This window comes from Kitasatospora herbaricolor (assembly GCF_030813695.1).
Classification (GTDB): Bacteria; Actinomycetota; Actinomycetes; order Streptomycetales; family Streptomycetaceae; genus Kitasatospora; species Kitasatospora herbaricolor.
Map to the genome: position 1 here is coordinate 1,946,857 of NZ_JAUSVA010000002.1, position 12,158 is coordinate 1,959,014.

General features: G+C 74.4%; 9 protein-coding genes. 5 read left to right on the forward strand and 4 right to left on the reverse strand.

Translation table 11 applies throughout. The annotated features are described in order from the left end of the window. Positions 1-282 precede the first annotated feature (282 nt). The 3 genes from J2S46_RS08845 to J2S46_RS08855 all read left to right on the forward strand — a co-directional run bounded on the left by J2S46_RS08845 (position 283) and on the right by J2S46_RS08855 (position 4,293). Positions 283-2,694: a right-handed parallel beta-helix repeat-containing protein gene (locus J2S46_RS08845; protein ID WP_191292411.1), complete on the forward strand. Its 2,412-nt coding sequence runs from the start codon at positions 283-285 to the stop codon at positions 2,692-2,694. Positions 2,695-2,823: 129 nt separating this feature from the next. After that, positions 2,824-3,351, forward strand: coding sequence for a GNAT family N-acetyltransferase (locus J2S46_RS08850; RefSeq protein WP_191292412.1), 528 nt, complete (start codon positions 2,824-2,826; stop codon positions 3,349-3,351). A gap of 135 nt (positions 3,352-3,486) precedes the next feature. Beyond that, the gene (locus J2S46_RS08855) at positions 3,487-4,293 is read left to right on the forward strand and encodes a DeoR/GlpR family DNA-binding transcription regulator (protein ID WP_073925324.1); all 807 of its coding nucleotides are present in this window, start codon (positions 3,487-3,489) and stop codon (positions 4,291-4,293) included. Positions 4,294-4,359: 66 nt separating this feature from the next. Here the strand turns inward: J2S46_RS08855 and J2S46_RS08860 are convergent, their stop codons facing one another. Then, positions 4,360-4,950, reverse strand: a complete 591-nt coding sequence (locus J2S46_RS08860) for a TetR/AcrR family transcriptional regulator (protein ID WP_191292413.1) — start codon at positions 4,948-4,950, stop codon at positions 4,360-4,362. A 133-nt stretch (positions 4,951-5,083) separates the two neighbouring features. Here J2S46_RS08860 and J2S46_RS08865 point away from each other — a divergent pair, with 133 nt between their 5' ends. Next, positions 5,084-5,530, forward strand: coding sequence for a DUF4267 domain-containing protein (locus J2S46_RS08865; RefSeq protein ID WP_191292414.1), 447 nt, complete (start codon positions 5,084-5,086; stop codon positions 5,528-5,530). A gap of 101 nt (positions 5,531-5,631) precedes the next feature. Here J2S46_RS08865 and J2S46_RS08870 read toward each other — a convergent pair whose 3' ends face one another. Beyond that, positions 5,632-8,625 (reverse strand): CLIPPER-2 domain-containing protein, encoded by a 2,994-nt coding sequence (locus J2S46_RS08870; protein WP_191292415.1) that lies wholly within the window; start codon positions 8,623-8,625, stop codon positions 5,632-5,634. A 244-nt stretch (positions 8,626-8,869) separates the two neighbouring features. Continuing rightward, a complete protein-coding gene (locus J2S46_RS08875) occupies positions 8,870-9,994 on the reverse strand; it encodes a PLP-dependent cysteine synthase family protein (RefSeq protein ID WP_191292416.1) in 1,125 nt (374 codons plus the stop codon). A gap of 266 nt (positions 9,995-10,260) precedes the next feature. Here J2S46_RS08875 and J2S46_RS08880 point away from each other — a divergent pair, with 266 nt between their 5' ends. Continuing rightward, a complete protein-coding gene (locus tag J2S46_RS08880; RefSeq protein ID WP_191292417.1) occupies positions 10,261-10,464 on the forward strand; it encodes a hypothetical protein in 204 nt (67 codons plus the stop codon). 26 nt (positions 10,465-10,490) lie between these two features. On the opposite strand, the gene J2S46_RS08885 is transcribed toward J2S46_RS08880, so the two are convergent. Further along, positions 10,491-12,149, reverse strand: a complete 1,659-nt coding sequence (locus tag J2S46_RS08885) for a glycoside hydrolase family 13 protein (RefSeq protein ID WP_191292418.1) — start codon at positions 12,147-12,149, stop codon at positions 10,491-10,493. Between the last annotated feature and the right edge of the window lie 9 nt (positions 12,150-12,158).

Below are 12,158 nucleotides of genomic sequence, written 5' to 3' on the forward strand. Positions count from 1 at the left end.
GCCCGACCGCGGAGCGGCCCCCTGGGCGCCCGCGGACCCGCCCGGAACGGAAAGCCGGCGGGCTCGTTGACCCCGGGGGCGCGCTGTCGGCCCGGCCGGACCGCGCGAGCGCGCTACGGTGGGCGGACGCCCGCGCGCCACGTCGCGCGCCGGCTCGACAACAGCTCGACAACAGTGGGCCCGACGACAGCCGGGCCGGGCCGCGGTGGCCCGGCGGGATCGCGCCCGGTGGGCCCGGGCCCGGCGAGGCCGGGCCGACGAAGGTGGGGATGGCGGAGCGTCATGGCTGAGCACAGGGTCCGGGTCACACAGGACAGCGCCTCCCGGTGGCGCCGCCGCGCCGGGGAGTACGAGACGCTCACGGAGGCCCTCGCGGCCGCCGAACCGGGCGACACCGTGACCGTCAGGCCCGGCACGTTCCGGGAGAACCTGGTGCTGGACAAGGCCGTCACGGTCGTCCCCGCGGAGGGCCCGGGCAGCGTCCGGATCGACCCGCCCTCCGGGGTGCCGCTCACCGTGACCGCCGCCGCCACGGTGCGCGGCCTGGTGATCGAGGGCAACGACAGCTCCGCGCCGGCCGTCCTGATCACCGGCCCCGGCGCGGCCGCGCTGCTGACCGGCTGCCGGGTGGACACCCGCTCGGCCGTCGGCATCGAGATCCTCGACGGCGCCCGGCCCGCGCTCAGCGGCTGCGTGGTCGGCAACCCGGCCGGCCTCGGCCTGCGCCTGCGCGGCGAGGGCACCGCCGCCGTCTTCGAGGACTGCGAGGTGGCCGACGCCGGCCAGGCCGGGCTCGCCGTGCTCGGCGGCGCCACCGCGGCGCTGCTGCGCTGCAAGCTGCACCACGCGAGCGGGGCCGGTGTGCTGCTCACCGACCCGGGCAGCGCGGCCGAGCTCACCGGCTGCGAGATCTACGAGATCCGCGGCAGCGGGGTGCAGGCCGAGGCGCACGCGGACGGGCGGCTCACCGACTGCGACATCCACCGGGTCACCGGCAACGGCCTCACCCTGGACGGCGAGGCGGAACTGACCCTCACCGGCTGCCGGGTGCACGACCTGCCGGAGAACGGCGCCGACCTGCGCGGACGGGCCCGGCTGACCATGACGCACACCACCGTCCGGGACTTCGGGCGCGGCGCCCTGTCGGTCTGGGACCTGGGCACCACGGCGGTCGCCGAGTCCTGCGAGATCCACAGCAGCGGCGGCGACTACCCGGCGCTCTGGGTCAGCGACGGCGCCCGGCTGACCCTGACCGACTGCTCGCTGCACGACCTGCCGGACGCGCTGTTCGTCCTGGACCGGGAGTCCCGGGCGAGCGCCAAGGACTGCTCCTTCAGCCGGATCCGCAGTTCGGCGGTCTCGGTCAGCGGCGGCGCGACCGTCGCGCTCTCCGGCTGCCGGGTCCAGGAGGCCGGCACCGGGCTCTGGTTCCGCGACCACGGCAGCGGCGGCCTGCTCACCGGCTGCGAGATCTCCGAGGTCGCCACCGGGGTGATCGTCACCAAGGGCGCCGACCCGGTGCTGCGGGACTGCACCGTCCGCGGCAGCGCCGAGGCCGCCGTCTACATCTCCGCCCAGGGGCGCGGCACCTTCGAGGACTGCCGGGTCTCGCACGGCAAGGGCTTCGGCTTCCACATCATCGACGGCTGCCGGACCGCCCTGACCCGCTGCCGGGCCGAGCAGAACCAGCGGGCCGGCTTCGAGTTCTCCGAGCCCGGGCCGCTGGTCGAGCACTGCACCTCGGACGACGTCGCGCCGGCCCACGCCGCCCCGCCGGCCGCCGCCACCGCCACCGCGCTGCCACCGCCCCGCACCGCCCGGCTGACCAGTGCCGCGCCGCCCGCCGAGGCCGCCCGGATCACCGCGATCCCGGACTGCCGGCCGGCCGACGAGGCGCTCGCCGAGCTGGACGCGCTGGTCGGCCTGGCCACCGTCAAGCAGGAGGTGCGGACCCTGATCGACCTGATCGCGGTCGGCCGGCGCCGCCGGCAGGCCGGCCTGAAGGCGCCCTCGCTCCGCCGCCACCTGGTCTTCACCGGCGCCCCCGGCACCGGCAAGACCACCGTCGCCCGGCTGTACGGGGAGATCCTCGCCTCGCTCGGCGTGCTGCAGAGCGGCCACCTGGTCGAGGTGGCCCGGGTGGACCTGGTCGGCGAGCACATCGGCTCGACCGCGATCCGCACCGCCGCCGCCTTCGACCGCGCCCGCGGCGGGGTGCTCTTCATCGACGAGGCGTACGCGCTGTCACCCGAGGACGGCGCCCGGGACTTCGGCCGCGAGGCGATCGACACCCTGGTGAAGCTGATGGAGGACCACCGGGACGAGGTGGTGGTGATCGTGGCCGGCTACACGCTGGAGATGGAGCGCTTCCTCTCGGCCAACCCCGGCGTCTCCTCGCGCTTCTCCCGCACCATCACCTTCCCCGACTACACCGCGGACGAGTTGCTGGAGATCGCCCGCTCGCAGTGCGCCGAGCACGAGTACGCCCTCGCCGCGGAGACCGAGGGGGCGCTGCTCGACCACTTCGCCGGCCTGGAGCGCGGGCCCGGCTTCGGCAACGGCCGGACCGCCCGGCAGGTCTTCGAGACCATGGTCGAGCGGCACGCCATGCGGGTGGCCCACCTGGCCGACCCGTCCACCGAGGAGCTCCAACTGCTCGTCCCGGCCGACCTGCCGGGGGCCGACGGCCGGTAGCCGCGGCGGTCGGTGGCCCGGGCAGCCGGCCGGGCCGGTACGGCCCGTGGTACCCGTAAGGCCGGCGGTGGCGGCGCGACCGGCGGGAATTCGGTCGCCCCGGCCACGGCCGTCACGTACGTTTCGGCCATGCCAGAACTTCGCACCGAACGCCTCCTGCTGCGCCAGTGGCAGGACACCGACCTGGGCCCCTGGGCGGCGATGAACGCCGACCCCGAGGTCCGCGAGCACTTCCCCGAGGTGCTCACCCCGGAGCAGAGCGCCGCCTCGATGGCCGCCTTCCGGGCCGAGCTCACCGAACGCGGCTGGGGCTGGTGGGCCGTCGAGGTCGCGGCCACCGGCGAGTTCGTCGGCTTCGCCGGCCTCGACCCGGTGGACGAGGGCATGCCGTTCACCGGGGTGGAGATCGGCTGGCGGCTGGCCCGCCGGGCCTGGGGGAACGGCTACGCCACCGAGGCCGCCCTGGCCGTCCTGGACTTCGGCTTCCGGACGCTCGCGCTGCCCGAGATCCTGGCGGTGACCACCGCCGGCAACCACCGCTCCCGGGCGGTGATGCGACGGATCGGCATGACCTACGACCCCGCCGACGACTTCGCCGATCCGGAGGTTGCGTCGGGCCCGCTGCGCGACGCCGTGCTGTACCGGATCCGCCCGTAGGGCCCGCGGCGGCCGGGCGGATCCGCGGGGCCTTCGCCGGAGCCGGCCGGTGGCGGGGCCCGCCCCGGCCCGGTGAACGCCCGTGCGAGGATGGCCCGAACACCTGACCCACCACGGAGAGGCGGACTCGCGCGGATGGCGGACAACAGCAATCTGCTGGCCGAACAGCGGCGGGCGCTGATCGTGGACGAGGTGCGGCGGCGCGGCGGGGTCCGGGTCAACGAACTCACCCGACGGCTCAAGGTCTCGGACATGACGATCCGGCGGGACCTGGACGCCCTGGCCCGGGCCGGCGTGCTGGAGAAGGTGCACGGCGGCGCCGTCCCGGCCGAGGCGGCCCGGACGCACGAGCCCGGCTTCGAGGCGAAGTCCGCGCTGGAGCTGTCCGCCAAGGAGGAGATCGCCCGGGCGGCGGCCGCCCTGGTGGCGCCCGGCTCGGCCGTCGCGATCTCCGGCGGGACGACCACCCACGCCTTGGCCGCGCACCTGACCGGTGTCGAGCGGCTGACCGTGGTGACCAACTCCGTCCCGGTCTCGGAGATCTTCGAACGGGCCCGGCGCGGCGGCGAGGGCGCCGGCGCGACGGTGGTGCTCACCGGCGGGGTGCGGACGCCCTCCGACTCGCTGGTCGGCCCGGTGGCCGACCGTACGATCCGCTCGATGCGCTTCGACCTGCTCTTCCTCGGCGCTCACGGCCTGTCCCCCGAGGCCGGCCTGTCCACCCCGAACATCGCCGAGGCGGAGACCAACCGGCAGTTCGTGGACTCGGCCGGCCGGGTGGTGGTGGTCGCCGACCACACCAAGTGGGGCCTGGTCGGCCTGTCCACCTTCGCCGAACTCGCCGAGGCCGACACCTGGGTGACGGACGCCGCGCTTCCGGCGGAGGCCGCCCGGACGGCTCGCGAGCACGTCCGCGAAGTCCTGGTGGCCCCGGCCGGCTGAGCCCGGCCGCCTCGTCCCGCCGCCGCCCGTCCCTCCAGCACCACCCGATCCTCCCCTGCTGCCCGGTCACCCGGCCGCCGGCGGCTCCTTGAGCAGTCGACGGACCAGCAGGTCGAGCCGTCGCTCCCGCAGGTCGGGACGCAGCCGGCCGCCCCGGGTGAGCGTCACCAGCCCGTGCAGGGACGCCCAGGCGACCTCGGTGAACGCCTCCGCCTCGGCCCCGTCCGCCACCTGCCCGAAGACCTGGGCCAGTTCGCCGAAGGCGGCCTTCAGCGCGGCGGGTGATTCGGCCGTGCCGAACGGCAGGTCACTGGCCATGGTGAACATCGCGTCGTAGCGGGCCGGATTGGCGTGGGCGAAAGCGCAGTAGGCGCCGGCCAGTGCGGCGAAGGCCTCGGACGGGTCGGCCGCGCCCTCCCGCGCCGCGGCCAGCCGGGCCGCCAGTTCGGCGAAGCCCTGCTCCGCGACGGCCGCCACGATGGCGTCCTTGCCCGCGAAGTGGCTGTAGAGGACGGGCTGGCTGTACTCGATCCGCTCGGCCAGCCGACGGGTGGTCACCGCCTCCCAGCCCTCGGCCTCGGCGAGTTCCCGGGCCGTGTCGATGATCAGTTGATGGCGTTGGGCTCGGTCGCGCTCACGGCGCTGCTGGATGGACACGGTCGGAATCCTAGCACCGCTAGATATTGGAGCAATGAATGGTCTAGCGTCGTTCTTGTTCCTAGCGCCGCTAGACACCACCGGCCGGGACCGGGACCACCCGGTCGGACGGCCCGAGCAAGGGGAGACCACCATGTCCGTCAAGCGCGCCCTCGCCACCGGCATCACCGTCCTGACCGGCCTCGGGATCAGCTACGTCGGCCTGAGCTACCTGCTGGACCCGGCCGCCACGGCGCCGAGCTTCGGGCTCCCCGACTGGCCGCGCGGCGGCGACGCCACCGGGTTCCTCAACGTCAAGGGCGTCCGCGACCTGGTCTCCGGCCTGGCCGTGCTCACCCTGCTCGCCACCCGGCAGCGCCGGGCCCTGGGCTGGCTGATGCTGGTCGAGTCGCTCACCCCGCTCGGCGACATGCTCGTCGTCCTGAGCCACCACGGCTCGGCGGCCACCGCGTTCGGTGTGCACGGCCTGACCGCCGCCGCGGTCGCCACGGCCGGCGTGCTGCTCCTCGGCGAGCAGCACCGGCGCCCCGAGCCGGCCGGCGCCGGCGCGGACCGGCCCGCCACCGCCGCGACGGCCTGACCCCGCCGCCGGTCCCGCCCGAACGACGGCGGGCCACCCCTCGGGAGGGGTGGCCCGCCGTTCGCGCTGACCGGCTTCAGTCTCGGCGCCGGTCCGCCGGATCAGTGCCTACGGCGACGCCCGCCGGCGGAGAACAGCCCGCCGATCAGGATCAGCAGCCCGGCGGCCACCACCAGCGGCACCACCGAGAATCCGGTGTGCGCCAGGCCGGCCGCGTCCGGCGCCCCGGCAGGGGCGTCCGACGGGCTCACCCGGGGCTCGCCCGCCTCAGGAACGACCGGCCGGTCCTTGCCGGGCGCACTCGCCGGCGCAACCTCCGGGACGTCCACCGGCAGGGCCGGCGGCAGCGCCCTGGCGCCCGGGCGCAGGCTTGGCGCGGCGTGGTGACCGGGCCAGCCACCGGCGGCGGGGCTGGAGCAGTCGTCCGACGGGCTGGGCTTCGGGCTGTGGCTCGGACTCGGCTTCGGGCTGTGGGTGTGGGTCGGGCTCGGCGACGGGCTCGGGCTCGGCGACGGCGACGGCGACGGACTGGGCGACGGGGACGGCGACGGGGACGGGCTGGGCGACGGCGAGGGACTGGGCGACGGACTCGGCGACGGCGAGGGACTGGGCGACGGACTCGGCGACGGGCTCGGGCTGGCGTTCCGCACCAGCACCTCGGCCGAGGCCTCGTTGTTGCCGGGCACGGAGTCCACCGGCTGGACCGTCGTCAGCGAGGCGCTGTTGGACAGCAGCCCGGTGCTGGTGGGCACCACGGTCAGCATGAGGGTCGCCTTCTCCCCCACCGCGAGGCTGCCCACCGTCCAGACCCCGGTGATCCGGTCGTACGTCCCGGTCAGCGTCGTGGCCCGGACCAGGGTGAGCCCCGCCGGGAGGACGTCGGTCAGGGTGACCCCGGTGGCGGCGGCCGGGCCCTTGTTCTCGGCCCCGACCGTGAAGGTGATCTGCTGCCCGATCTGCGGGCCGGCGATGTCGACCGACTTGGTGACCGCGATGTCGGTCGGCTGCACCGGCGTGACCGTCGCGGAGGCCGTGTTGTTCTCGACCACCGGGTCGGTCTGGGCCGCGGAGAGGACCGTGGCGGTGTCCGTCACCGGGTCGGTGCCGTCCACCCGCACCACGAAGGTGAGCTGCACGGAGCCGTTCAGCGGCAGCGCGGGGATGGTCCACTTCGAGGTCGCCGGGTCGAAGCTCGTGCCAGCACCCGGAGTGGCGGAGACGTAGGTGGAACCGGCCGGCACGGGGTTGGAGATCACCACCGAGGAGGCGTCGTCCGGACCGTGGTTGGTGGCCGTGACGGTGAAGGCGACCGTCCCGCCGACCAGCGGGGCGGTGGGGTCGGCGGTCACGGTGACCCCGATGTCGGCCACCTGCCCGACCGTGGCGCGGGCGGGGGCCGAGACCACGTTCTGCCCGAGGGCGGTCTGGCCCTTGGCGGTCGCGGTGTTGGTGAAGGTGCCGGTCGCCGCCAGGTCGGAGGCCTTCAGCAGGTAGCTCGCGGTGCAGACGGTCGACTCGCCGGGCTGGAGCACGGAGACCGGGCAGGAGATCGGGTTCGACCCGTCGGGCGGGCTGATCAGCGGGTCCTGGACGGTCACGGTGGAGAGGGTCGAGCCACCGGTGTTGGTGACCGTGAACGCGTAGTCGATGCTCTGGCCGGCCGTCTGCGGCGCCGGCGTGAGCACCGTCTTGGTGAGGCCGACGGAGGAGACCAGCGGGACGGTCACCGTGGAGGGCGGGGCGTTGACGGCCGATCCGTTCTCGGCGGTCGCGGTGGCGGTCGCGGTGTTCACCACCTTGCCGGCGGCCACGTCGGCGTCGGTCACGGTGTAGCTGCCGGTGCAGACCACGGTGCTGCCGGTGGCCGGCGCGGGCGGCAGGCTGGTGGCGGGGCAGGTGACCGGCGCGAGCCGGTCGTCCGTCACCCGTAGGCCGCTCAGGGTGTCCAGGCCGCCGTTGGTCAGCACGTACTGGTACGGGACGACCGTGCCGGCCGTGATCTCGGCGGGCAGCGGGGTGCCGGTCCGGTCGACCTGCTTGACCAGGTCGAGGCGGCTCAGCGGCACGATGGTGGCCGCGTTCACGCCGCGGATCAGGTGGACGTCGGTGCTGCCGCCGGTGGAGGCGCTGAAGCCGAACTTGTAGGTCGGCGGCAGACCGGACGGAGCCGGCTGGTTGAGCACCTCCTGCCAGCCCGCGCCGTCCTGGAAGTCCAGCTGGACGATCACCCGCGACGCGGGGGCCGGGGTGATCTGCACGTTGACCAGACGCTTGGCGACCGCCGGGTCGGTGACCCCGAACGCGGCGCTCAGCGTGCCCGGCAGCGTCGAGGCGTACCGGGTCGGGTCGGCGGTCGGGGTGGTGGTGGAGGCGAGGTAGCAGTAACCGGAGATGCCGGCGCCCGGGCCGCGCAGGGTGATCACGTTGGGCGCCACCGGCCCGTCCACCTGGACGGGCGACTGCTGCCCGGCCGGGCAGTCGGCGCCGCGCGACTCCCCGTCGTTGAAGAAGTTCCCGTACGCGTCGAGCCCGACGCCCAGGTAGCCGCCGACCACGCCGGGCGAGAGGTTGCGCTGGGCGTAGCCGAGGCTGCCGCCGTCCGCGCCCTGGCCGTCCAGCGGCGTCGACCCGTCGACCAGGTAGAAGCCGATGCCGTCGCCGGGCGCGGCCGTCCCGGCGTACTGGTACTGCTCGAAGGTGACCGAGAGTCCGGCCGAGGCCGGTACCGGGCGCCGGTACAGCAGGGAGCCGCTGACGAAGCCGCTCGCGTCGTTGAGCTGGAGATAACCGGGGGTCACGCCCGGGGTGGGGGGCGGGCCCTGACCGGCCGCCGGGCAGGCGGGGATCTGGGCGGCCCCGGACGGGGGTGTGCTGCCCAGCGGCGCGCCGGTCAGGCAGGCCCGGCCGAGCGGCTCCCAGGCCGGGTCCGGCACGGTGGCACCCTCGAAGGTCTCGTTCACGATCACCGTGCCGCCGGTCGGGAGGGCCGCCGGGACGGCGGGCACCGTGAGCGGACCCGCCGTAAGACCACCGAACGTCAGCGCGCTCAGCAGCAGACCGCTGGTCCTGCGTAGTGTCCGCCCGTGCCAGGCCATCGCAACCGACTCCTCGAACCTCGTCGCTGGGGTGCTCCGCCCGGCGACTCAGGCGTCCGGGAGTCCCAGCTTGGGCGGGGAGGGTGCGACGGGCCGGTCAGTGCGCCGCCCGTGGGCGTGTCCAGGTCAGGCCGGGCCGGACCGACGGCCGGGCGGGACCGACGGCCCGTCGGTCGTGGCGGGCGGCGCCGGAAAGGCGGTCCGGAAAGGCGGTCCGACCGGAAGGCGCCCGGCGGAGGGGCGGTCAGTCCAGCCAGGCGGCGCCGGCCAGGAAGGCGGTCAGCCGCGCGCGGTACGGCTCGATGTCGATGCCCTGGCCGGCCAGCCACTCGTCCGAGTAGTACTTGTCCAGGTAGCGGTCGCCCGGGTCGCAGATCAGGGTGACGACGCTGCCGTGCCGGCCGGCCGCCCGCATCTCGGCGACGATCCGCAGCGCGCTCCACAGCCCGGTGCCGCTGGAGGCGCCGGCCTTCTTGCCGAGCACCTGCTCCAGCACCCGGACGGTGGCGATCGAGGCCGCGTCCGGGACCTTCATCATCCGGTCGATGGCGCCGGGCACGAAGCTGGGCTCCATCCGGGGCCGGCCGATGCCCTCGATCCGGGAGCCGCTCTCGCAGGAGGCGTCCGGGTCGTGCTCGACCCAGCCCTCGAAGAAGCAGGAGTTCTCCGGGTCGGCGACGCAGATCCGGGTGTCGTGCTGGGAGTAGCGGACGTAGCGGGCGATGGTCGCCGAGGTGCCGCCGGTGCCGGCGGTGGCGACGATCCAGGCGGGCTCGGGGTGCGGCTCCAGGCGCAGCTGGGCGAAGATCGACTCCGCGATGTTGTTGTTGCCGCGCCAGTCGGTGGCCCGCTCGGCGTAGGTGAACTGGTCCATGTAGTGGCCGCCGCTCTCCTCGGCGAGCCGGGCGGCGGCCTCGTAGACCTCGCAGGCACTGTCGACCAGGTGACAGCTGCCGCCGTGGAACTCGATCAGGTCGATCTTGGACCGGCTGGTGCTCTTGGCCATGACGGCGATGAACGGCACCCCGATCAGCCCGGCGAAGTACGCCTCGGAGACGGCGGTGGAGCCGCTGGAAGCCTCGATCACCGGCTTTCCGGGGCGGATCCAGCCGTTGCAGAGCCCGTAGAGGAAGAGCGAGCGGGCGAGCCGGTGCTTGAGGCTGCCGGTCGGGTGGGTGGACTCGTCCTTGAGGTAGAGGTCGATGCCCCAGTCCGCCGGGAGCGGGAAGCGCAGCAGGTGGGTGTCGGCGGAGCGGTTGGCGTCGGCCTGGACCTTGCGGACGGCCTCCTTGAGCCAACTGCGGTAGGCGGCGTCCGAACGGTCCACGTCGATGGTTCCGGCGGTCGTCGCGGCATTCCCGGCGGTCATCGCCACTCTCCTCTGGCAGGCACATCCGTCGCAGCAGGGATCCTGCTCCACATCCGCACCCAGTGTAACAGTTGACTACAATAAGTAACTGTTACCGGCATTCCAGCTTCCGCTTATCGGGCCGTAACATTCGCGCGGCCCGCCGGTAACGCCCGGGGCCGGACGTCCACCCAACGGCCACCAGATCGAGACCCGCCTGCAAAACTGCCGTCATGACGGCACGTCACCCTTGAGGTCAGAGGATGAAGACCGAAAGGAACCCTGAAATGAGCGACTACTTCGCACTCGTCACAGCTCTGACCCAGCTGCACACCGATGCCGACAGCGGCTCCGGCCCGCCGCCCCGGCTGACCGGCCACCAGGCCGACCGGCTGGCCGGGATGACCGCCCGCGAGGACGCGCCGGCCGCCGGCCGGCCCGTCACCCGGGTGCGGCGGCGCCCGTTCGGCCGGCGGCCGTCCTTCGCGTAGCGGCGCCGGCCGGCGGCGCAGGTGCGTCAGCCGGTCGTGAACCAGACACAGGTGTCGCCCGGGACCACCCATTGGCCGGGGACACCGCCGACGAGCGGGGAGCTGCTGAGCAGGACGACGGAGTCCGCTGGCAGCCCCACCGGCTCGTCGGAGAAGTTGACCAGGCAGTGGAACCCCCCGCCCCGCGTGAAGCACAGCGCCCCGGGCCCCGCCGCCACCCAGTCGAAGCCCTCGCCCAGCGGCACCAGCCGCTCCCGCCGCAGCGCCAGCGCCGCGCGGTAGAGCGCCAGTGCCGAATCCGGGTCGGCGCTCTGGGCCGCCACCGCGACCTGCGCCCACTCCGGGGGCTGCGGCAGCCACGGCCCGGCGTCCGCGCCGGCGGGCGAGAAGCCGAGCGAGCCGCCCTCCGCCGACCAGGGCAGCGGCACCCGGCAGCCGTCCCGGCCCCGGTCGAGGCCGCCGGAGCGGACGAAGGTCGGGTCCTGCAGCAGGTGGTCGGGGATGTCCGGCACCTCCGGCAGTCCCAGCTCGTCACCCTGGTAGACGTACACGCCGCCGGGCAACGCCATCGTCAGCAGCGCGGCCGCGCGGGCCCGGCGTCGGCCGAGCACCGGGTCGCTGGGATCGCCGAGGCGCTTGTCGCCCATGTCGAAGGACGTGTCCGCCCGGCCGTAGCGGGTCACGTGGCGGATGGTGTCGTGGTTGGAGAGCACCCAGGTCGGCGGCGCGCCGACCGGCCGGTGCGCGGCCAGCGTGGTGTCGACGACCCCGCGCAGCGCCTCCGCCTCCCAGGCGCAGCAGAGGAACTCGAAGTTGAAGGCCGAGTGCAGCTCGTCCGGGCGCAGGTAGCGGGCGAACTGGGTGGGGGTGGGCAGCCAGACCTCGCCGACGAAGGCCCGCTCCCCCGGGTACGAGTCGGCGATCTTGCGCCAGCCGCGGTAGACCTCGTGGACGGCGTCGCAGTCCTGGTAGGGCAGGTCGGTGACGTCGGGGTCGGGGCCGACGTCGGGCAGGCCGGGCTTCTTCGCCAGGCCGTGCGCCACGTCGATCCGGAACCCGTCCACCCCGCGGTCCAGCCAGTACCGCAGGATCGACTCGAACTCGGCCCGCACGTCCAGGTGTTCCCAGTTGAAGTCCGGCTGCTCCGGCGCGAACAGGTGCAGGTACCAGGGGCCGGCGGTGCCGTCGGCCTCGGTGATCCTGCTCCAGGCGTCGCCGCCGAAGTACGACTGCCAGTCGTTGGGCGGCAGTTCGCCGTTCTCCCCGCGGCCGGGAAGGAACCAGAAGCGCTCCCGCTCCGGCGAGCCGGGCCCGGCCGCCAGTGCCTGCCGGAACCAGACGTGCTGGTCGGAGCAGTGGTTGGGGACGAGATCGACGATCACCCGCAGGCCGAGGCCGTGGGCCTCGGTGATCAGCCGCTCGGCCTCGGCGAGGGTGCCGAACATCGGGTCGATGTCCCGGTAGTCGGCCACGTCGTAGCCACCGTCGGCCATCGGCGAGCGGTACCAGGGGTTGAACCACAGCGCGTCCACCCCGAGTTCGCGCAGGTAGGGCAGGCGGTCCCGGACGCCGGCGAGGTCCCCCGTGCCGTCGCCGTTGCCGTCGGCGAAGCTGCGGACGTAGATCTGGTAGATCGCGGCGTGCCGCCACCATGCGGTACCGGTGGGGGCGTTGGTCTCGGACACGGTGGTCCC

What these genes read in the sequence shown, in the direction of transcription:
- J2S46_RS08865 (WP_191292414.1), top strand. Translation starts at nt 5,084, where the DNA reads ATGTCCGTCAAGCGCGCCCTCGCCACCGGCATCACCGTCCTGACCGGC.
- J2S46_RS08850 (WP_191292412.1), top strand. Translation starts at nt 2,824, where the DNA reads ATGCCAGAACTTCGCACCGAACGCCTCCTGCTGCGCCAGTGGCAGGAC.
- J2S46_RS08870 (WP_191292415.1), bottom strand. Translation starts at nt 8,625, where the DNA reads ATGGCCTGGCACGGGCGGACACTACGCAGGACCAGCGGTCTGCTGCTG.
- J2S46_RS08875 (WP_191292416.1), bottom strand. Translation starts at nt 9,994, where the DNA reads ATGACCGCCGGGAATGCCGCGACGACCGCCGGAACCATCGACGTGGAC.
- J2S46_RS08880 (WP_191292417.1), top strand. Translation starts at nt 10,261, where the DNA reads ATGAGCGACTACTTCGCACTCGTCACAGCTCTGACCCAGCTGCACACC.
- J2S46_RS08855 (WP_073925324.1), top strand. Translation starts at nt 3,487, where the DNA reads ATGGCGGACAACAGCAATCTGCTGGCCGAACAGCGGCGGGCGCTGATC.
- J2S46_RS08845 (WP_191292411.1), top strand. Translation starts at nt 283, where the DNA reads ATGGCTGAGCACAGGGTCCGGGTCACACAGGACAGCGCCTCCCGGTGG.